The organism is Halovivax cerinus (genome assembly GCF_024498195.1).
In the GTDB taxonomy this organism is placed as follows: Archaea; Halobacteriota; Halobacteria; order Halobacteriales; family Natrialbaceae; genus Halovivax; species Halovivax cerinus.
In genome coordinates this window covers 601,178-627,944 of record NZ_CP101824.1, presented here as the reverse complement: position 1 = coordinate 627,944, position 26,767 = coordinate 601,178, and the positions used below count along the sequence as shown (strand labels likewise).

Sequence of the window (26,767 nt, the reverse complement as noted above, 5' to 3'; positions counted from 1 at the left end):
GATCCCGTCCGTCGGCTCCCATATGACGGAAGCGGGCCCTGAGGTCGTTATTCACGATGCACTGGTATTGACCGTCGACGCCGACAACCGACTGTTCGAACGCGGAACGGTGGTTGTCGAAGACGGGCGAATTACAGACGTTCGCCAGTCTCGGGAGGGAGATACCGACATCGGTGCTGATCGCGTTATCGACGGCGAGGGGATGCTCGCGATGCCAGGGCTCGTCAACGCTCATACGCATCTCGAGATGACGCCGCTTATCGGCGCATTCAGCGACTTCGGCCTCCGGGAACTGCTCGCTCATATGACCGTCTTGTTCGACAAACTTGACGACGACGATCTCGCGTATTTTCGCCGGGCGGGATACGAACTCGCCGCACTGAATTTCCTGCAGGGTGGCGTCACCACCGTCAACTCGATGGATACACGTCCGGGACGAGGGGCCGACGTGTTTGGCGAGGCCGGCCTGCGTGGATTCTTCGGCCCGGCGATGACCGACCTCTACTGGGATGTCCCCGTCGACGAGCAGATCACACGCCTTCGCCGGTTCATCGACGACTATCACGAGACGTACGACGGGCGGATCAAGGCGACCATCTGTCCGCACGACGACTGGTCGTGTTCTCGAGAATTCTGGGAGCGAACCGCGGACCTCGCCGTGCAGTACCCGGACCTGCTCGTCCACACGCATCTGCTCGAACTCGAAGAGGGCAACGTGATGGCGCGATCGAACGGGGCCGTCGATTCCATCGGGCTCCTTGCTGAAGTCGGTCTCCTCGACGAACGACTGGTTGCTGCGCACTTTCGGATGGCGGACGGAGACGATATCGAGCGGACGGCGGGTGCGGACTCCTCGGTCGTGCACTGTCCCTCGATGTTCGCGTACTGGAATCCGGACCCGGACGCACAGTGGACACCGGTGCCCGAGTTACGGGATGCAGGCGTCGACGTGGGGCTGGGGATCGATGACCACTACTGGCACGATTCGTACAGTATGTTCGGCGAGGCACGGCAGGCTCGTCTGGCAGCCAATCTAAAGCGAACCGTCGGACAGTACGACTCGATGGAACTCGTGCGGATGCTCACGATCGAGGGTGCCCGGGCGCTCAATCTGGGTGACGAAATCGGGAGTCTCGAACCGGGTAAACGGGCCGATATCGTCCTGTTGGACGTCGAAAGTCCAAAGTTCACCCCACGGACGAATCTGCCCGCACACATCGTGAACAACGCCGCGCCTGCCGACGTGGTGACTGTCCTCGTCGACGGGAACGTCGTGTTGCGAGACGGCACCCCTGCGACTATGGATCCGGCGGCCGTCCAGGAACGGGTCGAAGCGGCTCTCGGTCGCTTTGAAGCCGAAACTGGGTGGGAATTCACGCTCGGTGGCAGCGACCCACCGAGTATGGCGAGTACCCTTCGCAACGTGCCGAAGCGTGGCCCCGCCCGGTTGCTCGGAAGACTCGCGATGCAGTCAGCGAAAGACGCGTTGCCCTTCTGAACCGACGGCGGGTCGCTTCACCAGTAGCGGCCCTCGACGGAGTTCTGACACGGCGGGCCCAGTACCGGGTCCCAGCATCGGGTCCGTATCCGTCTGTAGAATCACCGCTACGTCGAGCCAGCCGCTGTTTTTCAGGTTGTGACGACATGGAGACGTCCCACCCAGGCGCAAAAGGGTAAAATACATTTCAATAATTGACTTTCGGAAAACGTGAAGAGGAATCCATCTGATAGCTGTCATATGCTCGTCGCTGGAACCGATGATGGGACGTACCAGGTTTCCGGGGTAACGAACTCACGCGACACGACGGTCGAAAAGGTCCTCGATGCACCGCGGGGAGAGCGCGTCCGGAAGTTCGATGCCGTCGATGGTCTGTTCGCTGCCACGGAGACCGGTCTCTACTATTCTGTCGACGGAGACGACTGGTCAGACCTTCACGTTCCCGAGGAAACTGTCTGGGCAGTCACGGTCTCCCCAACTGGTGAACGCATCTACGCAGGGACCGCTCCGGCCCGCGTCTACGTATCGTCCCTGCCAGCGGATGCGATTTCACCCACGAACCTCGACTGGCACGAGCTCGATGGGTTTCAGCAACTCCCGTCCCGCGACGATTGGGGCGTTCCACGGCACAACAACAGGGCCCGCGTTCGGGACCTCTGCATCCATCCGGATTCACCGAACCGACTCGTCGCTGGTGTCGAACCGGGAGGGGTCCACGTCAGTACTGACGGCGGGGAAACGTGGGCGGAACGGAGTGATGGCGTCCACGATGACATCCACAGTATTCACGTCGTGGCTGATGGCGAGTACGTCGCTGCCACTGGTGTCGGGTTGTATCGGACGACGAACGCGGGGCGATCGTGGACGCGTCTCGACGAGAACGTCGAACAGCGGTATTTCCGGACGGCCTATCAGTACGACGGCGTTCTCTACACCTCGGCTGCACGCGTCCCACCGAGTGACCGCTGGGAGACTGCAGCTGCCGAACCGGCGCTCTTCACGTGTCACGACGGAACCTCACTCGAACGTGTCGACTCTCCCCGTCCCGACGAGGTGGTCGTCGGATGGACGACGGTTGACGGGACGCTCATCGGTGCAACACACCGGGGCACCCTACTTCGAACACAGGGCGAAACGTGGGCGATCGCCGGCGCCCTCCCGAGTTCGGAGACGATCCCCGGCTGCTATTATACTCTCGCGTGGTCTCCTCCGTAGTGCACACCGTCTTGTTCTCTCACGTACACAAACTAATCGCCCAGTGCGCGTTCGGATCACGCCGTGCGGCGAGGAACGGCGGTTCAGGCTTCGTCCGCTGTTGGTTGCTGACCGTCCCACCGCTTCGCGACGGCACCCACTGTTCTCAGGAGTCTGTTCGGGTCGCCTCGATGCCAGCCATCGCCCATTCCGTCTTCCCACCGCAATCGAACCCGTTCTGCGTCGTGCGCTCGAACTCCTCGGGGCCCTCCGAGAGAAGCGCGCCGCCACCGGGCCTGAGCGCACGTGCGACCCCCCACGGACGGTTCGGTGCTCTCGGACAGTGGAACGTGAATCGGTGAGTCGCATGCGGTCACGGCGTCGAACGCTGGCCGACGAACCCGCACATTCTCCGCTTCACTTCGCCGTCGCCGACACTACCGAGCAGTCGAAACGAGAGGTCGAGGCCGAAGCCGTCGCGTCCGTTGGGGGAGCAGTACTACGGCATCGGCACCAGCGGGGCTGCTATATTCTCTCAGATTGTGGGCGTTATGTCGAGACCACGATAGTGATGGGAACATGTTCGCGGAGAGACGGAGGGACGCGGCGCCACAAGGTCGCGTATGGCCGCGATACTCGGGGCGGTCGACACCGACGGCGGACCGCCGCTCGCGATCCCGATCCGGCACTTCGTCGTCGGCTTCGGCTTCCTGCTCGCTGGCGCGCTCGTCGGGGCCGCGACGGGACTCGATCGGGTTCCCTGGACCGGGACGCTCGCCCACGTCCACCTGCTGCTGGTCGGCTGGGTCTGCGTGACGATCATGGGCGCGATGGTCCAGTTCGTCCCGGTCTGGTCGAACGCGACGCTTCACTCTCGGCGTCTCGCCGCCGCGCAACTCCCGCTGGTCGCCGCGGGCGTCGTCGCCTTCGCCGCGGCGCTGCTCACCGAACGGCTGGCCCTGCTCCCCGTCGGCGGGACCCTCATGCTGACCGGCTTCTGGGTTTTCGTCTACAACACCGGGCGAACGCTGCTGTCCGTCCGACCGTGGGACGTCACGGAACGCCACTTCGCGCTCGCGCTGGCGTTCTTCCTCGCGCTCACGACGCTCGGCCTCGCGCTGGCGATCGACTTCACGCGACCCGTCTTCGTCGACCTGCCGGTCACTCGAACGAGCGTGATCGGCGCCCACGTCACGCTCGCCGTCTTCGGTGCCGTCCTCACAACCGTCCTCGGTGCGCTCTACCAGCTGGGGACGATGTTCACCCAGACGGAGCTCCAGGGCGTCGATCACTGGATCCGCCGGTTCGAGACGGTGGCCTATCCAGTCGGCGTGCTCGCCCTCGCGGGCGGCCGGCTGGTCGAATTCGCGCCGCTGGCCCGCGTCGGCGGTCTCTTACTGGCCGTCTCCGTGGGCGCCTACGGCGTCCTGCTCGCCCGCCGCCTCGTCGAGACCCAGGTCGCGTGGACCCCGATGCTCACCCGCTACGCCGTCGTCGCCGGCGCCATGCTCGCCTGGGCGTCCCTCGCGATTCCGGCGTGGGTCGACGACCCGCTCACGTACACGGCACGCTACGGCGCGCCGGGGAGCGTCCACCTGCTCGCGTTCGGCCTGATCGGCTTCGTCGTCCTCGGGACGCTCTACCACGTCGTCCCGTTCATCGTCTGGGTCGAACGCTACAGCGACCGCCTCGGGCTCGAACCCGTGCCCATGATCGACGACCTGTACGACGACCGCCTCGCCGCCGCGGACGCCATTTCTCTTGTCGGCGGGACCGCCGCACTCGTCGCGAGCGATTTCCTCACCCTGCCGGACGTCGTGGCCACCGCCGGCGGGATCGCCGTCGGCGCCGGCGCCACCCTCTTCGCCGCGAACATGGGCCTGGTGCTGTACCGCCACAGCCCCGACGGGATCGGTCGGATCCTGTTCGGTCGCCTGGCGAGCGACGCTGCGGAGTGACATCCTCCCACGGCTGAAGCCGTGGGCGTTCTCCTCGTCTCATTGTAACCCGGTCGCCCCCTCCGCCACGTTCGTCGGCGACCCGCCAACCCACCGCTATCGCCCCGCCGGACAGCCGGCCCGATCGCGGTCGTGCGAGCAGGGCACGATGTGGGACCAGAACGAAGACTACGACGCTCCGCCTCAGAACGGCGCGTCGACGTCCTGTGGGCGATCCGTCGGCTGTTCGTACATTCTCCCCATTCCCTCGTCACCGGGTGCCGTCCTGTCGTCGCCTCCGTCCACGGCCCCGGTCTCGACCGTCACCGCTGCGTCGCCAGTCTCCAGGTATGCCGCCTCCATCGCGGCGAGTTCCTCGTTGATCGATTCGCTCTTGTGGTGCATCGGATGCGCCCGCACGCGGACGAGGTCGTACTCGTGGCGATCGGCGAGCCCGTTCCACGCCCGGAACGAGCCGATCGCGAGCGTGTGACACTGCGGGCAGAAGGGCGTCGTGGGTGTGAACTCCGCGCGGAGGACGGACAGCTCGCCGGCTGGGAACGAGTCCTCGAGGTGGCAGCGGTCGTCGTGGTGGGGCGAGTCGTCGCCGTCGCCAGACGTTTCCACCGCGTCGACGAGGGCTGCCGGGTCGAGCCGTTCCCGGGCGTATCGATAGCCGGCGTCGGGGTGGCGCGAATCGAGGTTCAGCCGGGCGAGGTTGTAGTTGAACGTCATGTCGTAGACGCCGCGCTCCTCGAAGAGGTCGCGTGTGAGCCGGTGGAACGCGAGGTGGTCGTCGCCGGACAACACCGACAGTCCCGCCAGGAAGGGGCCGGGTTGCGGGATCGTATCGGGGACGAACTCGTCGTAGTCGTCGAAGAGGCCACCGTCGTCGCCCCTGGCGAACGGGTTCGAGAATCCAGCCATACGAGGACGGACGGGCCGGACCCTGCTACCGGTGGTGACGAATATGTTCGGACCGTCGTGCGGGCCCGTCCGTCAGGCGCGGGTGATCGTGACGTGCCACTCGTCGTCTGCGACCTGTGTCGTCTCGTGGGCGAACCCGCGCTTCGAGAGGACCCCGTACAGCGGCTCCGGTTCGAAACTGTTGATCAGGAGGAACGTCTCGTCGGTGTCGAGTGCGTCGAGTTCCGCGGTGATGTCCGAGAACGGTTCGCCGTCGATCTCGCGGGCGTCGAGCGTGCGGTCGGCCTGAACTGTCGCCATAGTTCGGCTTCGGTTCCCGACAGGGTGGCCCTTCCGCCGATCATATTCGCACCGGCGACCAGTCACCACGACGCCGACCCGTCGTCGACGCGAACGTGTTCGGCGACACGACTGGGTCGACCGACCCGCTATATTCGGGTCTCCGATGTCAGACGACGAACGCCTCCCGGCGACGCTGTCGGCCCTCGACGACTCGACCTGTCGGGAGATCCTCGAGGCGCTCGACGAACCGACGTCCGCGGAAGGACTCGGCGAGGCCTGCGACCTCTCCGCTTCGACAGTCTATCGAAAACTCGACCGGCTCCGGCGGGCCGGCCTCGTCGAGCGACGCCACGTGATACGGCCGGATCTCAGCCAGACGACGCGGTACGCGGTGACGTTCGACGAACTCGCGATCGGCGTCGACGACCTCCGGACCGCCTGCCTCGCGGCTGACGGCTAGCGCGGCGCACCTACCGGTCCGTCGCGCTGGACCGATCGGATATCGCTACGAGGAAAGCGGTGCCGATGCGTCCGTCTTCGGTCCGATCGTCGATCGGAGACCGGATCGAAGCAGTTCCGTCTGCACCCGCGCGAAACGCCGTCGGACCGTTCGCCCTCACGTCGATCGGCGCCGACTCGTCTCCCAGAGTCGTACTAACGCTTTATACTACTCGTCGAAAAAGATAGCTGAGACACGACAGAGAATTTTTACGTCCCCTTGTCGGACCATCGGCTATGGTGGACACGAATTCCCCATCGACGGTGAACAGGCGCAGGGTCCTCGGCGCGATCGCTTCGAGCGGCGCGGCGATCGCCACGATCGGCACGACGACCGGTTCGGAGCGATCGAGTTCTCGGAGCCAGACGAGCGGTCCCTTCACCTCCTGTTCGTCGTGGGAACACCGTGATCCGTTCTGTCCGGCCTCGAATGACTCATCGACAACCGTTACGAGCGGTGACGACGAGGTGTGCTGGTACGAAGACGAGTGCCGGTACGATGGGTGGTATACCAAGGAGTGTTGTTATCACCCGCCACAGTTAGAGCAGGACAGTGACCAGACGATCGAGTGGATCGTGGGGGGTGAGTACGAAGTTAACCTCAACACCCTCTTCGCCCAGTCGTCCGAGTGGTACGCGGTCGACCCGGTCGGTGGCTCGTCGTACTGGGGCGTGGAGTGTATCGTTCACAGCGGCGTAACGATGGTCAAAGCCGACTCAGGCGACGACGCGTACTGGCTCGACGAGTTCGACACCACCGTTTCGATTGGAAACGCGGCTGCCGATCTCTACACGTACCAGAACCCGAACGATGCCAACGACTGGGTCGGCGCGACCGAAGATCTGGATCAATACCAGGAATACGACGTCTCCGATATGGCCGGGGAAACGACATCCTATCTGCTCGGGTGGGTTCCGTATCTCGGGCAGGGGACGGCGACCGCGGATTACCTTGGAAGCATGCACAACATGCTCACGGACGAGCCGGAGACCGGTGTCTCGATCGACTTCAGTTACGACCTGGACGCGAGACCACAATTTTCGCCCTGGATCCGCTTCGCACTCAAGCAGATGGACGCCGGGCAAACCGAGACGGTCGAGGTGACCGAAGGCGGCAGGCCGGGTAACTGGGGAACGAACTGCTCGCTGACGATGACGGCGCCCTACCAGGAGCCGAATTCGTTCGGGTCGATGACGAGTTCGCGACTAGAACACCAGGGCGTTCGGCGCGTATCGGCCGGTGACATCCGCAAAAACCCATCGAACTATCCCATCGCACCCCGATCACACCTCGACGACGATACTGAGATCTATCTCAGAAAGTAACGCGTCTCTCGCCCGACACGGGTCCACGGCCCTTTGGGGAATCGCCACAGATCGTTCGAAGGGCGTCGGTCGAGACGCAACGAGCCGATCGCCGGTCGCGCTCTCAGCCCATCGGTTCCGATCCGTTTCCCTCCTCACCGCCCGTGACCGCCCAGAGGACTATCGCACCCAGTATCGCGATGCCGACGACGGCCGTCTGGACGAGCGACAGGTCGACGCCAACCCAGGCGGCCACGGTCCTGAGTTCGACGACGAACGGGACGGCCAGCGCGAGCACGACGAGCAACAGGGCGGGATCGATCCGCATCAGCCAATCACCCACCACTCGACGAGCGTGGCGACCGTGTCGATCGGCGGCAGGATACCGTCCATTCCCTCGATTCCGGGGCCGAAGAGTCCGCCGCGCTGGACGATGGCGACGAGCGGGAGCGAGTAGGCGAGCACGATGAGGCCGACCGCGATGGCCGTCCAGAGTTTCAGGTTGTCGAGAATTTCGGGGGAGTGTTCCGGGCCGGAGAGGGCGCCGGCGTAGGAGTTGTCTGGGACCTCGCCGCGGTCGCCGAGCAGCGTCATGACGATGGTGACGAGGAAGAGCACGGTCGAGATCGCCAGCAGGGTCCCGCCCAGGACGACCTGCGCGTCGAGTTCGCCGACGCTGCCGATGGCACCCTCGAACGCGAAGCTCTCGTACTGCGGTTCGGCCGTGCGCCGCGGAACGCCGAGCAGGCCGGCGCGGTGCATGGCGTTCGACATGAACACCATCCCGAGGAACCAGAGGAGTACCTGAACCAGTCCGACGCTGCGGTTCCACAGCGGCTTGCCGGTCACCTGCGGGACGAACCAGTAGGCGCCGGCCATGAACGTCAGTGCGACCGCCGTGCCGACGGTGAGGTGGAAGTGCCCGACGATCCAGAACGTGTTGTGCACGAGGTAGTTAATGTTCATCCCGGCGTTGATCATGCCGGAGAACCCGGCCGCGGCGAACAGCAGGCCCGAGAGCGCCATACCCGTGAAGACGGGATCGCGCCACGGGAGTTTGCCGAGCCAGCGGAGTTTCCCCGTCCCGCCGCGCTGACGGGCGCCGTGTTCCATGCTCGCGACGACGGTGAAGGCCGTCAGCAGGCTCGGCAGCAGGAGGAACATCGTGTTCACCATGACGATGAACTTGAATCCCTCCGCGATACCGGGGTCCATGTACTGGTGGTGGATCCCCGTCGGCGTCGAGAGGAGCAAGAAGAGCACGAAGACGACGCGGGCGAGCGGGTCACTGAACAGTTTGCCGCCGGAGAGCTTCGGCAGCAGGATGTACCACAGCATGTACGCCGGCATCAGCCAGAAGTAGACGACGGCGTGGCCGAAGAACCAGAACAGTGTCCGGGTGAGCAGGGGATTGACCGAGTCGACGAGCCCGAGCGACCACGGCAGCAGGAAGACGACGATGGCGACGGCGACACCTGCCGAGGAGAGCCACCAGAACAGCATCGTCGTCAGCGCCATGAACGTCGGCAGCGGCGTCCGCTCGTCCGGGTTCTCGCGCTTCCAGGCCCAGTAGGTGCGGAACCAGTCGTAGCCGGCGATCCACGTGCCGATCACGAAGATCGCCAGCCCGAGGTAGAACAGAGGGTGGGCCTGCAACGGCGCGTAGAAGGTAAACAGGACGCTCGCCGACAGTTCCTCACCCAGTAGCGTCGGCGGATTCGTCATGAACCCGGCGAAGATGGCGACGACCGCCATGAGCGCGCCGACGACCATCGTCCCGTACCAGCCCCACGCAAAGCGCATGCTGGGGAGGCTCCGGTCGAGGCTCGTGGTGACGCCCCAGGTGAACAGCGCCACCAGGAAGAAGATGGTGAACGTCAGTGCGAGCAGGACGCCGTGGGCCGTCAGGACCGTGTAGTAGTCGGCCGAGGAGAAAAATCGGACCATGCCGGTTCGGTGCAGTACCTGGACGAGGCCGAAGGTGGCGCCGACCGCGAGCGCGAGGAACGCCGAGAACATCGCGGCCTGAACGAGTCGCGCCTCTTCCGGAAAGTCGTCGACGTAGGCGGTCATTGCTCTTCACCCCCGTCGTACTGGTCCTCGGGGACGACCTCGACCGTCCCCTCCATGTTGTGGTGGTCGTACCCGCAGTACTCGTTACAGATCAGGCCGTACGTGTCGGGCTCGTCGAACTCGACGGTGATCTCGGAGACTTCGCCCGGGATGACCATCGTGTTCACGTTCGTTCCAGGGAGAGAGAACCCGTGGATCACGTCGCTGCTGGTCACGTAGAACGTGACCGTGCTGTTGGCCGGCACCCGGATCGGGTCGAAGCCGGTCGTGGTCGAACCTGGGTTGAAGTAGAACGCGGAGGCGACGACGGTCACCTCGTACTCGTCCTCGCCGACCTGTTCGACGCCCGGGTCGCCGAAGCGCTCGTGGTCGGACAGTTCGTTCGGATCGACGGGATCGGCCGAGTCGTCGACCATCGCGACGCCCGCGCCGACGGTGCCGTAGGTGACCGTCGCGATGAAGAACACGATCAACACCAGCGCGGCGCCGAGCCACGCCTTCTCGTACGTGTGGATGTCCATCAGCCGATCACCCCACCCAGGAGCCCGACGACGGTCGGCCCGTTTCCGAGGAACTCTACGAAGTACGTAAAGAGCCACATTCCGACGAGAATCAGGAAGTATAGTGTTATCAGGACGGCCGTACCGACGGGATCGAACTCGTCGTGCGTGAGCTCCCGTTCGGGGCCACTATTCGCCGACGGCGAACGGTTGTGATCGGTCGTCTGGCTCATGTGTAGGGGGTGGCATAGAACCGAGATGAACGGTCATCTCCGTTCTACAGGTCTGGGAATTCGCGGCAATATTAATAAAAGGCCGTCCCAAGATGGGGTATGAACTTCCAGACGCTCGCGCCGCGAGCCCTCGCCGTGATCGCCGTCGCCGCGCTCGTTCCCGCACTCTGGTACGTGTTCGGTCGACCGAGCCCCGTCAGCGCCGTCGCGGCGATCAACGTCGTCGTCATCGCGGGTTCGCTCTGGGTCGCGATGGGTCCGACCGGCACCGGCACCGCCGAGGCGGCCCACTGAGACGCTCGGTAAACCGACACGGTTTCCACGCCGGCGATGGTCCCACACGTACGACGGTCCACGGCCCGTCGGCGCGCCGTCAAACGGCCGCTACGGGCCATCGACGCACCGTCCGACGGTCCGTCGGCGCGCCGAACCGTACCCGGTCGCCCGCCACGGTGATCTCGACACGTGACTAACGCTCCCGAGTCGGCGTCCGCCGCTTCCTCTCCGGACAGCTGTCGGCTCTGCGGCCTGCCGACTCCGGATCCGCCGATCACGAGCGACGACGCCGAGGGACACTTCTGCTGTGCGGGGTGTCGCCGGGTGGCGAGCGCGCTCTCGGACATCGACGACGCAGACGCTGCGGCCGTCGGCGAGCGCGCGCGGCGGTCGTCCGGCGTCCAGGGTGGCACCGGGGGACGCCCCGACGGGTCGGTCGACGGCTCCGGACGCGCCTCGGATCGGCCCACCACGAGCGACGCGTCCGATACCGAGCCGGTCGAGCGAACGTTCCTCGCGGTCGACGGGATGCACTGTTCGACCTGCGAAGCCTTCCTCGAGCTTCGAGCGGAGGGGATCGACGGCGTCGAACGCGCGGCGGCGAGTTACGCGAGCGACACCGTCCGCGTCGAGTACGACCCCGACCGCGTCGGCCCCGACGACCTTCCCGGTCGGCTCTCGGGCTACGGCTACACGGTCGACGCACGCGACGAGCGCGCCGGCGAGACCCACGCCGAGGAGACCGTCGGTCGCCTCCTGCTCGGCGGCCTCTTCGGCATGATGGTCATGCTGTGGTACGCCGTCTTCCTCTACCCCGAGTACCTCGGGTACGAGCCCGTGGTGAGCCTGGGTGGTCTCGTCGGCCCGTATCTGTACGGGAACATCTGGCTCATGACGTCGGTCGTCCTGTTCTACACCGGGTTCCCGATCCTCCGGGGCGCGTTCGTCAGCCTGCGGGCGCGCCGCCCGAACATGGACCTGCTGGTCGCGACCGCGGCGCTGTCGGCCTACGCCTACAGTACGCTGGCGGCAGTTCTCGGGGAATCGCACCTCTACTTCGACGTCTCCGTCGCCATCGTCCTCGTCGTCACCGCCGGTACCTGGTACGAGGGACGCGTCAAGCGCCGCTCGCTCGGCCTGTTGCGCGACCTGACCGAGAGCCGGGTCCGCGAGGCCCGGCTCGTGTCCGGGAGACCACTCGACGACGTGACGGACCACGGAACGGGGGCAGACGACGGATCGACGATGGACGATGCGAACGACGGATCGACGACGGGTGCAGCGAACGACGTATCGGCGGCGGGTGTCTCTGGCACCGAACCGGAGGGAGCGTCGGCCGGCGCCGAGTCGGTTTCATCCGAAGACCCGGAGACGGCAGATCGAACCGGCGACGTGGCGCCTGCTCCGACCGAGATGGCGGAGGCACCCTCTGCCGAGACCGTCGAGACGGTCCCGATCGAGCGCGTCGACCCCGGTGACGCGCTCCTCGTCCGGCCGGGTGAGCGGATCCCGCTCGACGGAACCGTCGTCTCCGGAACCGCCTCCGTCGACGAGTCACTACTGACCGGCGAGGCGATACCGGTGACGAAGACGGGCGGCGACAGGGTACAGGGCGGGACCGTCGTCACCGACTCACCGCTGGTCGTGCGGGTCGGCCCCGCGGCCGAGAGCACACTCGACCGGCTCGTCGAACTGCTCTGGGACGTCCAGAGCGCGTCGCCGGGCGTTCAGCGGCTGGCCGATCGCCTGGCGACGATCTTCGTCCCGCTGGTACTCGTGCTCGCGACCGTCGTGACCCTCGGATCGCTGTGGGTCGGAACGGCACCGGCCGGCGCGATACTCGCCGGACTCACGGTACTCATCGTCTCCTGTCCCTGCGCGCTCGGCCTGGCGACGCCGCTGGCCATCGCTGCCGGCGTCGGAACCGCCGCGGACCGCGGGATCGTCCTCGCGAGCGAGCACGTCCTGGAGTCCGCACCCGAAGCCGACGTCGTGGTCTTCGACAAGACCGGGACGTTGACGACCGGCGAGATGAGCGTCCGCGACGTCTCGACGGCGGACGGCGAGTCGGCGACGACGCTCGTCGAGCGGGCAGCCGCTCTCGAGATCCACTCCGCACACCCGATCGCCGAGGCGATCGTCGAGCGCTCGCGGTCGGACGAGCCCTCCGGGAACGGTGTGGGCGACCCATCCGGTGGGACCGGGGACGACCTGCCCGGTGCGGCGGACGTCGAGACCCACCGTCGCGGCGTCACCGGGACGATCGCCGGTGCGGCGACCGTCGTCGGCCATCCCGCCCTGTTCGCCGACCGGGGGTGGGCGGTCCCGGGCACACTGACGGCGCGCGTCGAAGGCATCCAGGCCGACGGCGACGTGCCGGTCCTCGTCGGCTGGGGCGGTCGCGCCCGCGGGGTCGTGGCCGTCGGCGACGAACCGAGACCGGGCTGGCGCGAGCCGATCGAGCGACTCGCGGCCGATCGGACGGTCGCGGTGCTGACCGGCGACGAGGGCGCCAGCGCGGCGCGCTACCGCGACGTCGAGGCTGTCGACGAGGTATTCTCGGGCGTCCCGCCCGAGGGGAAGGCGGAGACCGTCCGCCGACTGGGCGTCCGCGGAACGGTCGCGATGGTCGGCGACGGCAGTAACGACGCGCCGGCGCTCGCGACGGCCGATCTGGGGATCGCCATGGGCAGCGGGACCGACCTGGCCGGTGACGCCGCCGACGCCGTGCTCACGACCGACGACGTCCGCGCCGTCCCCGACGTCTTCGACCTCGCGACCGCCACGAATCGGCGCATCCGTCAGAACCTCGCCTGGGCGTTCGTCTACAACGCGGTCGCGATCCCGCTGGCCGTCGCCGGCCTGTTGAACCCGCTGCTCGCCGCGGTCGCGATGGCGACGAGCAGCCTGCTCGTCGTCGGGAACTCCGCGCGGTCGCTGCGGTAGCGCTTCGTCTGACGCCCCTGTTCGCCCGAGTGACTCGACTGGAATCGAAACCCGGATTCGGGCCGATCCGCTCGCGACCGGTTCCCGCCAGGGTCCGCTCACACTCGCCACTCGGTGTCGCCACTCGGGTCGACCCTCCGAATGCGACGAGTGGTGTCCTTTCCCGGTTCCCTGATCCACCGTATCCGAACGGGTGATCGCTGCCGATCCCGTTGGGTGGGTTCGAGGACAACAGATCGAAATAACCGATACGTGCTACTATAGTCTCGGCTAGTTCTGTTACATTAACCGATAGGCCGAATAACTCGGCAAGTGTATAAGCCCCGCGCGCTTCGCTCTAGTCGGTTGGTTCATGTCTGAGACCGTCGGTGTCGTCGACTCTGAGGAATTCTATCGAACCCTCGTCGAGAACGCCGCCGAGGGGATGTTGACGATAGACGAGAACAGCGACATCGTGTACGCGAACCCTGCCGTCGAGACCATTCTCGGGTATTCGCCGGACGAGCTGGTGGGGAGTTCGAAGATGAAGATCATTCCGGAGCGCCTCGAACCCGTCCACGCCGCCGCGCTGGAATCGTACGTCGAGTCGGGCGACCGGAACATCGACTGGGACGGCGTCGAACTCCCGGCTCTTCACAAGGACGGCCACGAGGTCCCGACGCTCATCAGCCTCCGCGAACACGACCACGACGGCGACCGGTACTTCACCGGGATCATCCGCGATATCTCCGAACGGAAACGCCGGGAAGAACGACTTCGCGATCAGAAAGAACGCCTCGACGAGTTTTCGGACGTCCTGACGCACGACATTCGAAATCCGCTGTCGGTCGCGCGCGGCTACGCGGAGGCCGCCCGGGACGAACACGACAGTCCGGCGCTCGAGCAGATCGACGAGTCGCTCGAACGGATCGACGCGCTCGTCAAGGACGTCGCCGCACTCGCGAGAGACGGCAGGACGATCGGCAGTACGGAGCGGGTTACCGTCGAAGCCTGTGCGACAGCGGCGTGGCAAAACGTGGTAACCGGGGACGCCACCCTCGAGATCGAAGCCGACGTGGGGGCGATCGAGGCCGACGAGAGCCGTATGCACGGACTCTTCGAGAACTTGTTCACCAATTCGATCGACCACGCCGGCGACGACGTCTCCATCCGCGTCGGGCGACTGCCCGACGACAGTGGGCTGTACATCGACGATTCCGGCCCGGGGATCCCCGAGTCGATCCGGGACGACGTCTTCGAGTACGGGTACACGACGAGCGACGACGGAACCGGCTACGGGCTGTCCATCGTGACGCAGATCGTCGACGGACACGGCTGGGACATCACCGTCACCGAGAGCGACGTCGGCGGCGCGCGTTTCGAGATCAGGGGGATGGAGTTCTGCTGATCGAGACGATGTGTTCGTGCCAGACCCCCGGGTTTGATCGGTACGGTTTCATATTTTCACACTCGAAATGTGGTGATATTTCCCACAGCTGTCCGAACGTGGCTCGTTCTGCCCCCATCCGGCAAGAGAATACTTACCCCTCCAGAAACCAGTATTCGGTATGTCCCAACTCGAGTATCAACTGAGTTTCGAGGAACTCAGCTTTTCTCCCCGATCTGATTCTATCCGAGCGTTACACGTGGACGACGATTCGTCGTTCGTCGATCTGGTCGAGACGTTCCTCGAACGGGAACGAGAGGAGATATCCGTCCGCACAGAGACCGCTGTCGAGGACGGGATGTCGGCACTCCGGGAGGAGCGTATCGACTGCGTGATCAGCGACTACGAGATGCCCGAGCAGGACGGACTCGACTTTCTGGAACGTGTCAGAGACGAGTTTCCGGACCTCCCGTTTATCCTCTTTACCGGGAAGGGCGACGAGGAAATTGCGAGTGAAGCGATCACCGCCGGCGTGACCGAGTACTTGCAGAAGGGAACCGGAACGGAGCAGTACACGGTGCTGGCGAACAGGGTGGAAAACCTGGTCGAAAAGTACAGCGCGGAACGAGAGGTATTCCGGGGGTTTCTGGCCCTGGAGTCGGCTCAGGAGGGAATCGGAATTCTAAACGACGAGGGGGAGTACGTCTATCTGAACCAGGCCTACGCCGAGGTGTACGACGCGGATCGGGACGAACTCCTTCACTCTCACTGGGAGACCCTGTATCCCGAATCGGAGACCGAACGATTCCGCAGAGAGATCCTTCCGACGCTCGAATCCGAGGGGACGTGGACGGGGCGATCGGTCGGTCTGACCACCGATGGGGAGCGCGTCGCCGAGCGTCTCAGCCTCACGCACCTTGACGACGGCGGTCACGTCTGCGTCGTCCGCGACGTCACCGAGGAACGGCGGCGTGCGGAACAGCTCCGTCGCGAACAACGATTCCTGGAGACGGCGCTCAACACGATCGACGACCTCTTCTACGTCTTCGACGACGAACGCAACTACGTCCGGTGGAACGATCGATTCGAGGCGGTCATCGGCTACTCCGAATCGGAAATTCGGGACATGGAACCGACGGACCTCTTCGAGGGCGAGACCAGGGCCGAAATCGACGCGGCGATCGACCGTATTCTCTCCGACGGTGAACGGGTCGTCGTGGAAGCCGATCTCGTGACCAACGACGGCGAACCGCTCCCGTACGAATTTACCGGCGTTCCCGTGAGTGACGACGGCGAAACCATCGGTGTCGTCGGCATCGGGCGTCGTCTCTCCACGTAACCGTCCTGGACATCGCCGCTCCACGTAACCGTCTCGGAGATACTACGCGGGTTGAGACCGATTCGCGTTCGGACCGGATTCTCTCTCTCTCTCTCTCTCTCTCTCGACTGTCGTTCGTCCGCCTCGGCGTGCTTCGAGACGGTATCCGACGAAACTGAGTATCCGTACAGTACGAAACCGACGATTCAGGCACTACCAGTGCGCGTGCTGCGGCGTGTGGGTGGCGAGTAGACAGCGAACGCCGCCTTCAGGGGACGGGTGGTCGACACCGGGGACAGCGCCGCACAGGTCGTCCCGAGACGTGGTCCGGTGTCTGTCTGGGTAGGTGGAGAGCGGATCGAAAACGAATGGCGATGCCCTCGACCGGGGGGCGATCGAGGGCACGGCCCCCATGTCTTCGATGGCGGGAGTGGTGGCTATTGACGTCGGATCGGAGTGGTACTTCCCGCCAGTAGACGGTCCGTACGCCGTACGAATAGGAGTTTTGGCCGATAACGCCCATCGGTAAACCCAATGTCCGTTGGCAGGAGTTGGTCGAAAGTGGGGGGCACCAGGGAACTGGATCTGTGTGACAACGACAGCCGATCTGGCCCGCGCCGAAACCCCTCCTCGCCGTCGTATACTCGTATTGGCAGATTTTGGCCGCACCGATTGCGCGTGGATTTGTCATCTGGGGGGTAGTATCGAGAGACGGACCACCAGTCACGGGCACGCTCGAGTCGAGTACTGGGTGCCATAGCGAATGGAAGACTGATTGCCATAGCGAAGGAAGTGCTCCCGTCCGGACCCTCGTCGTCTCGGACTGGCCGTCTCTCTGTCCCCCTCTCTCATCGGCTGTCGGCCGAGTATCGTCTCCGACCGGTGTGTCAGCCGTTAACCGCACCCTGGCATCACCCGGTCTGATTGCGTCCGGTTCAGACGAGTTGCAGGATGTTTCCGTTCGAGGTGACGTGGAGATCCCGGTCCATCGTGTAGCCTCGATCGGACGCGAGTTCGACGTACCCGGCAAAGCCGCTCATCTCCTGGTGCGCTGGGATGACGTGCTGGGGCTGGAGCGCGTCCAACATCTCGTAGTGGCCCTCCTGTCGGAGGTGTCCAGAGACGTGGATGTCTGAGTAGACGCGGGCGCCTTGCATACCGAGGAGCTTCTCTGCCTGATACCGCTGGCCCTCGTTCGTCGGTTCGGGGATGACACGGGCGGAGAAGAGAACCTTATCACCGTCGTCGAGATCGTAGTTCGTCTCCCCGCGAGCCATACGGGTGAGCATCGCACGCGGCTCGCCCTGGTGGCCAGTGACGACCGGCAAAAAGTTCTCTTTTCCGTCGTTCATGATCCGTTCGAACGACTGATCGATCGATCGTCGGTAGCCGAACATCCCGAGATCGTCGGGGAAGTCGACGAAGCCGAGCCGTTCCGCTGCCCCGGAGTATTTCTCCATCGACCGACCCAGCAAGACCGGCTGGCGACCGATGTCCTTTGCGAACTCCACGAGCGAGGTGACCCGGGAGATGTGACTCGAGAACGTCGTCGCGACGATGCCGCCGTCGTAGTCCTCCAGGCTGTACATGACGTCCTTCAGCTGCTCGCGGGCGACGGCCTCGCTCGGTGTCCGGCCCTGCTTGTTCGCGTTCGTACAGTCTTCGATGTAACAGAGGACGCCCTCACCCTCGCGGCCGATTTCTCGGAACCGTTTCATGTCGATCGGGTCGCCGAGAACCGGCGAGTGGTCCATGCGCTTGTCGAGTCCGTAGACGATGGCGCCCTCGGGAGTGTGCAAGACCGGGTTGATCGCGCCGATGATCGAGTGCGTGACGTTGACGAACTCGAGTTCGAGTCCGTGGTCGCCGACGATCATCGACTCGCCCGGGTCCATCGTGATCAGTTCGTTGGAGTCGCCGAACTTCTCCTCGTCGTCGAACTCCTCCTCGACGAGTGCGTTCGTAAACGGGGTCGAAACGACGGGCGCGTCGTATCGGTGGGCGAGTTTCGAGATCGCGCCGATGTGGTCCAGGTGACCGTGCGTCGGCACGATCGCCTGTACGTCACCCTCCAGATCCGCCATAATCCGGTCGTCGGGGATCGCGCCCATATCGATCAGGTCCAGACTGTGCATGCCCTCCGTCTGGATGTTATCGTGGATCAGTACTTTCGACAGGTTCAGTCCCATGTCGAAGACGACGATGTCCTCGCCAGCGCGCACCGCGGTCATCTGCCGTCCGACTTCCTCGTAGCCGCCGATCGTCGCAATTTCTATTTCCATAGGTACGTTTCCGATCATAGCAGCCAGACGCCTGGTATCGGCCCGAAGGGCGCGAATCGAACGAATTGACAGCCGATGCCACCCGATTACAGGGTACAGCTCCGCCTGTCACTTCGAAGAATCGTTCACTACCACGTCACGGACAGCGCGTATTTCGGTTGTCTGGTCCGAGACGGCCCGCACGTATATACCCCGTGTTCGGACCGTGTGGCGAGGGTCGCGATTCCGAGCCAGCGAAGAACTGCCACCTGGAGAGACGACGCTCCACCGGTCACGGGACTCATCGGTACGTTCCAGTACGATACGTGACGCGCTCCATCAGTCCTCATCGGGCGAGTACGACGCGGCGGTGAGAGCGTCGCTCCTGTACGTCGTCTCTGGGGAGCTATCCGATGGACCAGAGAACGTGATCGGGTCGACCCGGCCCGGAGGGGGAGAGACGTCGGAACCGATTTATACGACGAGCTAGTTACGGATTAGCGTACGATTTCATCCGTTACCTCCACCGTACAGCCCGTCTCACCTGCGGATCTGTTCGGCACCCACTCATCCGAACTGACTCGCCACCTGACTGACGATTGGGTGATTCGACGGTGCTGGCTTTCAAACGGATATCGATACAGTCGATCTGGCGCGTACAGGACTCGTCCGTCCGAAACTGTGTGCATGTGCGTTTCCGTCAGAACGACCCCACGACCACGATCCGACATGAGTTCACATCACGACCCGTATTCGGGGCTCGAAGCGCAGATAGAATCAAACGTTCCGGACGATCTCTCGGTCTCCAGAGTGACGTACGAGGGGCCGGAACTCGTCATCTACACTGAAACGCCTCGACTGTTCGCCGACCGCGACGGTATCGTTCCACAACTCGCGAAAACGTTCCGCAAGCGGATCACGATCCGGCCGGCTCCTGGGACGCAAACGGAACCGGCGGACGCAGAACCCCAGATCCGCGATCTGATTCCCGAGGACGCCGGTATCACCGATCTCGAATTCTTCTCGACGACCGGAGAGGTCGTGATCGAGGCCGAAAAGCCGGGGCTCGTGATCGGCCGCCACGGGAGCACCCTAAACGAGATCACGAAGGAGGTAGGCTGGACGCCTGACGTTCTCCGCACGCCACCGATGGAGTCTTCGACGGTCGCGAACGTCCGGAACTACCTCGTCACGGAGCGCGACGAGCGCCGAGAAATCCTCGAACGGGTCGGAGAGCACATTCACCGGGAGCCCCAGTCGGACGAAGACTGGGTGCGGATCACGACACTCGGGTGCTGTCGGGAGGTCGGTCGTGCGAGTTTCGTTCTTTCGACTCCCGAAACCCGCGTCCTCGTCGACTGTGGCGACAAACCGGGAGCCGACGGCGAGGTTCCGTACCTGCAGCTGCCGGAGGCGAACCCGGTCGCCGACCTGGACGCCGTCGTCCTGACCCACGCGCACCTGGACCACAGCGCGTTGCTGCCGCTGCTATTCAAGTACGGCTACGACGGCCCCGTGTACATGACGGCGCCGACGCGCGACCTCATCGGCTTACTCCAGCTCGACTATCTCGACGTCGCCGCCAAAGAAGGGCGAACGCCGCCGTACGACAGCGAGATGGTCCGCGAGGAGCTGACGCATACGATCACGATGGACTACGGGAACGTAACTGATATCGCACCTGACATCAAACTCACTATGCACAACGCGGGGCACATCCTCGGCAGTGCCGTCGCTCACTTTCACGTCGGCGACGGACGCCACAACGTCGTCTTCTCCGGGGACGTTCATTACACCGACACGCGCCTGTTCAACGGTGCGGTCAACGACTTCCCGCGCGCCGAGACGCTCGTCATGGAATCGACGTACGGGCGCCGAAACGACTACCAGACGGATCAGGAAGACAGCGAGCGCACCCTCATCGACCGTATCTCGCAGACCTACGAGAACGACGGGACGGTCGTTATCCCGGCGTTCGCCGTCGGTCGTTCGCAGGAACTCATGCTGGTACTCGAAGAGGCGATGCGGACCGGGAGACTGCCAACGATGCCGATCTACCTCGACGGGATGATCCGGGAGGCGACGGCAATCCACACGGCGTATCCGGAGTTCCTCCGGGACGGACTCCGCCAGCGGATCCTGCACGACGACGAAAATCCGTTTCTCGCGGCCCAGTTCCAGCAGGTAGACGGTGGCGACGAGATGCGGCAGGATATCGCCGACGGCGAACCAGCGATCATCCTCTCGACGTCGGGGATGGTCACCGGCGGGCCGATCATGTCGTGGCTAGAGCTACTCGGCGGGGATCCGGACAACGCGCTCGTTTTCGTCGGCTATCAGGCGGAGGGAACGCTCGGTCGTCGAATCCAGGGTGGAAACAGGGAGATTCATCTCACCGATCGTGACGGTAACACGAATCGGATGACGCTCCGGTTCACCATCGAGTCAGTGAGCGGCTTCTCCGGCCACGCGGATCGGAACGGTCTCGAAAACTTCGTCCGAACGATGAACCCACGCCCCGAGGAGATTCTGTGCGTCCACGGGGACGAATCGGCGACGGACCAACTGTCGTCGGCACTCTACCAGAACTTCGATTGCCGAACCTACGCGCCGCGCAACCTCGAAACCTATCGACTCGCCTGACGATACGTCGGCCGTCGCCTGCGGGGAGTGCGGACGGCGAATCGGAGGAGAGGGAGATAGTGCGAAACGTTTTTGTACTCCCATATTCCATTGTAAAAGGACGACGTTCGCTGTCCCGTCCTTCTCCGTTCGCCACGGCTCGCCGTCGAATTGGCGGCGCTCTGGGGTTTGCTCGTAGGCACACCCAGTTCCGATGCCTCTACCGTGGCACACTGCGGGACCTCGCTATCCGTATCACCATGATTCACGAAACAGATCTTCCACCTTCGGACTTCGGGACGAAGCTCCGGGAACGTGGCGTTCGCGCTCGAGAGCTTCCGTTTCGACCAGTGTCCAGGGGCACCTGTCCATCGTCGAGTGTTCTGCCCCCGGCGCTCGGTACTACCCAAACGGGGCGCTGTCTCGGCTCACGCGGACGGATAGCGGTTCGAACCACCAGACAGCCATCTTCCTATTCATGAACGAATCAATCGATCCGTCGGTCGACGATTGTACGCCCTCTCTTCCCGAATTCCCCGATGCGGTGGGTACTGGAGCAACGATCCTCGTCGCGGGAACGGTCGACCCGTCAACCTGTGCGCTCGGACTCCGAGCCCTCTGTCAGTACGGCCGTACCGACGAGTCCGCATTCGTCGTGACGACGACCGAGAGCGCCGACCGAACCAGCACGGTTTACGACCGGCTCTGTCCGTCGGGGGGTCCGTCGATCGGACTCGTCGATACGACCTCCGAGAGTCAGTATTTGGCGTCGCTGTACGGTGGGACGCCGACGGTCTTTACACCCTCGTCGGCCGATCTCGAACGGATCGTAATCGGCCTCTCGGAACTGTCCGAATCGATGAGTCCGAACCCGGACTCTCGACACCTCATCGTCCGGTCGCTCACGCCGATACTCGACCATTCGTCGACCGGGCGCGTTTCTGACGTCCTCCAGCGGATCGCCGGTCTTCGAACCGGATCGGGGATCGGATTCTACGGTCTCACGTATACCGAACACGACGAGGAGACGATCGCTGCCCTCGCACAGCACGTAGACGGAATCCTCTGGGTTACCGGCGGAGTGGATACGCCCCTCACGTTCGACTACCAGTCGGCGAGACGCTTTTCCGTCCCCTCGTCTCCAGGGCCCTCATATCGGTGAATCCATCGACTGTCATCTCTTCACAACCGGGGTCCCCATAGAGGCCGCGACTCCGGTGGCACTAAATACGTGGACCGCTCGTTCGGTACTATGGGTTTTGGAAGCTACGACGAGTCCGAGCAACAGCAACCGGATGTCAGTGACGAAGACGACGAGGACGCCGCGGTGAACGTCCACGAACACGAACACGATGGCGATATGACGGTCGAGACGGGTGCCTCGACCGACGAACTCCTCGGTCAACTCCAGGACATCAAAGACGACAAGCACGCAGAGTGATCGTTCCGACCGGCTGACTCCACCCACCGCTCCCAGCCGTCTCTGGGAGTCAGTCTTCGGTGATGATTGCGCCAGACACGTCGAAATTTCGCTGGAGGCGAACGCAGCAACCCGCCGAGGCGAGTCAATTCGGAACTTTCGGAAATCGGACCCGGATCCATACGTCACCCGGGACGGATCCGTGGGGTATGGACCGATTCGATACCCCGTCTATCCCGGAACTCCCGGAGCTCGAACCAGGCATCACCTTGCTGGAAACGGACGACTCCATCGTCCCGCTTCACACGCTCGTGGTCGATCACCTGCTCGTCGACGGCGGCGACGGCTACTGGGTCGATAGCCACGGACACGCCCGGACGGACGTCATAACCGACGTCTCGCCGTCGGACCGTATCCTCGATCGAATCGAGGTCGCACGCGGCTTCACCGCTCGACAGCACCACGAGCTCGTCGCGACGCTCTCCGATCGACGCATCGATCCGTCGCTCGTCGTCGCGCCGGCCGTCGACGGCCAGTATCGCGACGACGACCTTCGGGGAGACGAGGCGACCGACCTGCTCCTCAGAACGCTCGCACGGCTCGCTCGACTCGCTCGCGATCACGACTGTCCCGTCCTGGCCACTCGCGCTCGTGACGACGCACTATCGGAACCGGTATCGGAAATCGCGGCGCACACGATTCGGTGTCACTCGACGCCGCTCGGCCCCCGGTTCGAGGGCGACGAATTCGAGACGCTCGTCTACCCCCAGGAGGACGGCTGGGTGCAGACGACGCTCGCCTTCTGGGCCGAGGTCCTGCGGGTCCGACAGCCGCTCTATGCCGACGCCTCCACGACGATGCGACTACACGGTGTGAACTAGTCCGAACCCGACGAACACGCGGACGCGTCCGAATACCGTTGGACCATCAGTACCCCGTTGGGCCAACAGTTCCCTCACCAGGGGCCCGTTTCCAGGAGTACCGACACTGGGATCGATGCACCGTCGTTGCTGTACACCCGGCTGTGACTGGATTCGTCACGATCGACGCTCACTCGTTCGGGTCCAGGTCGCCGCTGTCGTCCCTGGGTGGGTGCTCCCTCGTCGAGGCGTCGCTCGCCTCGACCGAGACCGAGTGATCCGCGAAGACCGTTACGGCGTAGCCAGCGTACTCGAAGCGAATCTGTCCGTCCGTCCGGTCCGCCCCGGGCGTCGATTCGAAGACTGCGTCGAGTGCGTCCGGATCGACGGCATCGTGGAGCGGCGGATCGAGTGTCGCGGGATCGATCTCCTCTCGCTCCGCGATCGTTCGTACGACCTCGAGGCTGACGGGGATTGTCACGACGTCCATAAGCCTTCAGCGGGGAAAACGGTTGGCTCCTATTCGTTCGTACAATCGCTATCGAACCGTTCGACGGGCACGGTACTATCCGATGCGACCACAGTGTTGCTGACGAACACTACTGTTGGCTTTATGGCGCCTACTATGCTTATATCTACCATGTGTGAAGATGGCACAGCAGTTTCAGCGGGGGATTCTCTGTCCGTCGATGCAGTGTTAGAACTCCTCAGTCAGTACCAGCGACGTGAAATCCTGCGCTTTTGCCGGGACTCCCAGACGAACAGAGTACCGATGCACCACGTCATCTCCCACCTTCGCGAAATCGAGCAGGACCGAACCGGCGAGGCGCCCGGGACGGATCACTTGCAATCCGTCTTGATCCACGTCCACGGACCGAAACTCGATGCGGTCGACCTGGTGACGTACGACGTCGGTGAGCAGTACGTCGAGTACGTTCCGAACGAACAGGTCGAGACTGCCCTGGAACATATCGACAGGATGGAAGACCAGTGGTGACCGACCGACGGTGGACCGACCGCTCTCCATTTCGCAGTCGGTCCGGTGCGCTCCTTCGACGTGACCGAGTGAGTGTTCGACGAACTATCGGCACACATTTTCGACGTCCATCGTCAACGGGGCCTTCGATTTCGAGACCACTGATGGGGAATACCCCGTCCGTCATCGCGGGACCTCCACCTTGTCCGGGTTCGTCGGACAGACCCGGTACGAACCCGTCCGCTCCAGTCGACGAGAGCACGTGCGCGCATGCCCGGCCTCAGACTGACCATCGAGAAGTCGGGTACAGCGCGCGCCGCACTCCGAGCAGCGAAACTCCCGTTCCTTCACGGGCTTCGGATTACTCGAAGCGCGCTTTCGGAGCGTCTCGAGCTCGATATCTATTTCTTTCGAGCTCATACTAACCACCAATTTACGGCTATAGAAATCGCAAGACGGCGGCGACCCGCGGGTGGTCGCCACCTGGGCTCCACTTTCGAACCGGCGATTTCCGAATCAGGAAAACGGGGCGTTACGTGGGTGAAACGCCCGAAAACTGCACTTCCGGGGACGGTCACAAATCGAGTAGTCCCTGGATGGGCCCTGTCGGGGACAATCCAGACTCTTCGGGGGTGTCAGCCATACGATAACGCACACAACAGACCTCAAAACCCCTGTTTAGAAGCACACTCCTTCTCGTCTTCGCTTCGATCCACCATGACTAGCGATCTTGAACCACTCGATCCGCGCACAGCCAGACAGATGTACCTCGATGCACGAGCCCACGAACTCGCCGACGCTACAATCCAGTCGCAAGGATACAGACTCAAGCAGTTCGTCGAATGGTGCGAGGAGGAAGGAATAGAGAACATGAACAACTTCTCAGGACGCGATATCCACCAGTTTCGAATTAAACGCCGTGAGGAAGACGATGTTGCTACTGCGACGATGAAGGGTCAGTTGGCAACCCTCAGAGCCTTCCTTCGGTTCGCAGCGTCAATCGACGCAGTCGAATCGGGGTTGGACGAGCAGATCATTTTGCCGAAAACGACCGAGGATGATGCTCGTGAGGTGATGCTGGACCCAGATCTGGCGAAGAAGATGCTGGATCATCTGGAGCAGTACAGGTACGCGGCACTCGAACACGCGTTACTGGCGATACTCTGGCATACTGGCCTTCGGATAGGAGCTGCTGTTGGACTCGATATTGAGGACTACAATCCCGACGATCAGTATCTCGCGTTGGTTCATCGGCCGGATTCTGGGTCAACGCTGAAGAACGGCAAAGATGGTGAACGGCTCGTCGCAGTAACCGATTCGGTCTGTGCGATCCTAGATGACTGGCTTGAGGTCAATCATCCTGGGGTTACTGATCAAGCGGGACGTAATCCGTTGTTTGCGACCCGTCGAGATCGGTTGAGTCGGAATCGAGGGCGAACGATTGCTTACCAATTCACCCGGCCGTGCGTGTATGGGGACCCCTGTCCTCATGATCGTGATCCGGATGAATGCGAAGCGATCCCGACATCGCAGTGCCATGCGTGTCCATCTTCGCTGAGCCCACACCCAATTAGACGAGGTTCGATTACCTATCATCTCCAACAGGAAACGCCAAAACCGATCGTGAGCGATCGGATGGATGTTAGCCCTGATGTGCTTGACAGGCACTACGATCAGCGTACCTCACTGGAGAAGATGCGTCAGCGACGCCGCTACCTGCCTGACGACTAACTTAAAGACCCCTGTTTTCAGCATTTGCTGACCCAGGAAGGTCTATACCTCTATTATCTATATAACGAGGTAAGATGCCCTCGGACCCCCTTCGTGAAAACGGGGACTATCCAAGTGATCCAGCTGATCTTCTCCCAGCAAACAGTGTTCTAAATCTCGACGAGTATATTCAAATGTACGCTGCTGTAGGCCATCGAGTTAGATTCGAGATTCTTTACCGACTTGTCCACGGTGGGGAGACCACTCCATCAGATCTGTCTGAGGAACTTTCCGAGGACAGCAGTACGCTCTCCGACCATATCGATCACCTTCTCGATGCTGGTCTTATTCAACGACGCATGCGTACGGAGAAGGGAGAAATGACGGTGTCCACGTTTTATCGGGAAACTATTTTCGGGGAGATCGTACTGACTGAGGGGATCGAGCCCCTCTTGTTAGCCGAAAAGGAGTTTTCAGCCATGTACGGCAGTTCTGTTGATGGTTAAGTCGAAGTGCACGGATTGATCAACGGGTTAATTGGGGCGTCTCTGGGGCCGTGTCGGGA

Annotated in this window: 23 protein-coding genes and 1 pseudogene; 16 read left to right on the top strand and 8 right to left on the bottom strand. The window is 63.3% G+C overall.

Going from position 1 to position 26,767, the window contains the following annotated elements:
• Positions 1 to 22 precede the first annotated feature (22 nt).
• From NO366_RS02900 to NO366_RS02885, 3 genes are all read left to right on the top strand, one after another.
• A complete protein-coding gene (locus NO366_RS02900) occupies positions 23 to 1,498 on the top strand; it encodes an amidohydrolase family protein (RefSeq protein WP_256532814.1) in 1,476 nt (491 codons plus the stop codon).
• Between the two features lie 240 nt (positions 1,499 to 1,738).
• Positions 1,739 to 2,713, top strand: a complete 975-nt coding sequence (locus NO366_RS02895) for a WD40/YVTN/BNR-like repeat-containing protein (protein ID WP_256532813.1) — start codon at positions 1,739 to 1,741, stop codon at positions 2,711 to 2,713.
• Between the two features lie 602 nt (positions 2,714 to 3,315).
• Complete coding sequence (locus NO366_RS02885) at positions 3,316 to 4,650, top strand: hypothetical protein (protein WP_256532812.1); 1,335 nt, start codon at positions 3,316 to 3,318, stop codon at positions 4,648 to 4,650.
• Positions 4,651 to 4,833: 183 nt separating this feature from the next.
• On the opposite strand, the gene NO366_RS02880 is transcribed toward NO366_RS02885, so the two are convergent.
• Together NO366_RS02880 and NO366_RS02875 are read right to left on the bottom strand one after the other, a co-directional pair.
• Positions 4,834 to 5,556, bottom strand: coding sequence for a DUF7998 family protein (locus NO366_RS02880; protein ID WP_256532811.1), 723 nt, complete (start codon positions 5,554 to 5,556; stop codon positions 4,834 to 4,836).
• 72 nt (positions 5,557 to 5,628) lie between these two features.
• Complete coding sequence (locus tag NO366_RS02875) at positions 5,629 to 5,856, bottom strand: DUF2249 domain-containing protein (RefSeq protein WP_256532810.1); 228 nt, start codon at positions 5,854 to 5,856, stop codon at positions 5,629 to 5,631.
• Between the two features lie 145 nt (positions 5,857 to 6,001).
• Here NO366_RS02875 and NO366_RS02870 point away from each other — a divergent pair, with 145 nt between their 5' ends.
• Positions 6,002 to 6,298 (top strand): winged helix-turn-helix domain-containing protein, encoded by a 297-nt coding sequence (locus NO366_RS02870; protein ID WP_256532809.1) that lies wholly within the window; start codon positions 6,002 to 6,004, stop codon positions 6,296 to 6,298.
• A gap of 275 nt (positions 6,299 to 6,573) precedes the next feature.
• The gene (locus tag NO366_RS02865; protein ID WP_256532808.1) at positions 6,574 to 7,662 is read left to right on the top strand and encodes a hypothetical protein; all 1,089 of its coding nucleotides are present in this window, start codon (positions 6,574 to 6,576) and stop codon (positions 7,660 to 7,662) included.
• A gap of 103 nt (positions 7,663 to 7,765) precedes the next feature.
• Here the strand turns inward: NO366_RS02865 and NO366_RS02860 are convergent, their stop codons facing one another.
• From NO366_RS02860 to NO366_RS02845, 4 genes and pseudogenes are all read right to left on the bottom strand, one after another.
• Positions 7,766 to 7,969, bottom strand: coding sequence for a hypothetical protein (locus tag NO366_RS02860; RefSeq protein WP_256532807.1), 204 nt, complete (start codon positions 7,967 to 7,969; stop codon positions 7,766 to 7,768).
• Entirely contained in the window at positions 7,969 to 9,714 is a 1,746-nt protein-coding gene (locus NO366_RS02855) for a b(o/a)3-type cytochrome-c oxidase subunit 1 (protein ID WP_256532806.1), read from the bottom strand. Before NO366_RS02855 ends, NO366_RS02860 begins: the two co-directional genes overlap by 1 nt.
• Before the next feature lie 14 nt (positions 9,715 to 9,728).
• Positions 9,729 to 10,235: pseudogene (locus NO366_RS02850) on the bottom strand (cytochrome C oxidase subunit II); the annotation flags it as partial.
• Entirely contained in the window at positions 10,235 to 10,447 is a 213-nt protein-coding gene (locus NO366_RS02845; protein WP_256532805.1) for a hypothetical protein, read from the bottom strand. The gene NO366_RS02845 and the pseudogene NO366_RS02850, both read right to left, overlap by 1 nt.
• Before the next feature lie 99 nt (positions 10,448 to 10,546).
• On the opposite strand from NO366_RS02845, the gene NO366_RS02840 reads away from it, so the two are divergent.
• The 4 genes from NO366_RS02840 to NO366_RS02825 all read left to right on the top strand — a co-directional run bounded on the left by NO366_RS02840 (position 10,547) and on the right by NO366_RS02825 (position 16,374).
• Positions 10,547 to 10,741 carry a DUF8131 family protein gene (locus NO366_RS02840; protein ID WP_256532804.1) on the top strand — a complete coding sequence of 65 codons (195 nt, stop codon included), beginning with the start codon at positions 10,547 to 10,549 and terminating at the stop codon, positions 10,739 to 10,741.
• Positions 10,742 to 10,912: 171 nt separating this feature from the next.
• The gene (locus NO366_RS02835) at positions 10,913 to 13,669 is read left to right on the top strand and encodes a heavy metal translocating P-type ATPase (protein ID WP_256532803.1); all 2,757 of its coding nucleotides are present in this window, start codon (positions 10,913 to 10,915) and stop codon (positions 13,667 to 13,669) included.
• 352 nt (positions 13,670 to 14,021) lie between these two features.
• Entirely contained in the window at positions 14,022 to 15,056 is a 1,035-nt protein-coding gene (locus tag NO366_RS02830) for a two-component system sensor histidine kinase NtrB (protein WP_256532802.1), read from the top strand.
• Between the two features lie 238 nt (positions 15,057 to 15,294).
• Positions 15,295 to 16,374, top strand: a complete 1,080-nt coding sequence (locus NO366_RS02825; protein ID WP_256532801.1) for a PAS domain-containing response regulator — start codon at positions 15,295 to 15,297, stop codon at positions 16,372 to 16,374.
• A gap of 914 nt (positions 16,375 to 17,288) precedes the next feature.
• Here NO366_RS02825 and NO366_RS02820 read toward each other — a convergent pair.
• Positions 17,289 to 18,635, bottom strand: a complete 1,347-nt coding sequence (locus NO366_RS02820; RefSeq protein WP_256532800.1) for a ribonuclease J — start codon at positions 18,633 to 18,635, stop codon at positions 17,289 to 17,291.
• A gap of 708 nt (positions 18,636 to 19,343) precedes the next feature.
• Between NO366_RS02820 and NO366_RS02815 the strand changes: the two genes are divergently transcribed.
• From NO366_RS02815 to NO366_RS02800, 4 genes are all read left to right on the top strand, one after another.
• Positions 19,344 to 21,257 (top strand): beta-CASP ribonuclease aCPSF1, encoded by a 1,914-nt coding sequence (locus NO366_RS02815; protein WP_256532799.1) that lies wholly within the window; start codon positions 19,344 to 19,346, stop codon positions 21,255 to 21,257.
• A 457-nt stretch (positions 21,258 to 21,714) separates the two neighbouring features.
• A complete protein-coding gene (locus NO366_RS02810; protein ID WP_256532798.1) occupies positions 21,715 to 22,398 on the top strand; it encodes a DUF7504 family protein in 684 nt (227 codons plus the stop codon).
• Between the two features lie 90 nt (positions 22,399 to 22,488).
• Positions 22,489 to 22,677 carry a DUF5786 family protein gene (locus tag NO366_RS02805; RefSeq protein ID WP_256532797.1) on the top strand — a complete coding sequence of 63 codons (189 nt, stop codon included), beginning with the start codon at positions 22,489 to 22,491 and terminating at the stop codon, positions 22,675 to 22,677.
• Between the two features lie 188 nt (positions 22,678 to 22,865).
• Positions 22,866 to 23,537 carry a hypothetical protein gene (locus NO366_RS02800; RefSeq protein ID WP_256532796.1) on the top strand — a complete coding sequence of 224 codons (672 nt, stop codon included), beginning with the start codon at positions 22,866 to 22,868 and terminating at the stop codon, positions 23,535 to 23,537.
• 169 nt (positions 23,538 to 23,706) lie between these two features.
• On the opposite strand, the gene NO366_RS02795 is transcribed toward NO366_RS02800, so the two are convergent.
• Entirely contained in the window at positions 23,707 to 23,997 is a 291-nt protein-coding gene (locus tag NO366_RS02795; RefSeq protein WP_256532795.1) for a HalOD1 output domain-containing protein, read from the bottom strand.
• Between the two features lie 132 nt (positions 23,998 to 24,129).
• On the opposite strand from NO366_RS02795, the gene NO366_RS18595 reads away from it, so the two are divergent.
• From NO366_RS18595 to NO366_RS02780, 3 genes are all read left to right on the top strand, one after another.
• Positions 24,130 to 24,513 (top strand): DUF7344 domain-containing protein, encoded by a 384-nt coding sequence (locus NO366_RS18595; protein WP_425493197.1) that lies wholly within the window; start codon positions 24,130 to 24,132, stop codon positions 24,511 to 24,513.
• 696 nt (positions 24,514 to 25,209) lie between these two features.
• Positions 25,210 to 26,223, top strand: a complete 1,014-nt coding sequence (locus NO366_RS02785) for a tyrosine-type recombinase/integrase (RefSeq protein ID WP_256532793.1) — start codon at positions 25,210 to 25,212, stop codon at positions 26,221 to 26,223.
• Positions 26,224 to 26,297: 74 nt separating this feature from the next.
• Positions 26,298 to 26,708: a winged helix-turn-helix domain-containing protein gene (locus NO366_RS02780; protein ID WP_256532792.1), complete on the top strand. Its 411-nt coding sequence runs from the start codon at positions 26,298 to 26,300 to the stop codon at positions 26,706 to 26,708.
• Positions 26,709 to 26,767: the final 59 nt, after the last annotated feature.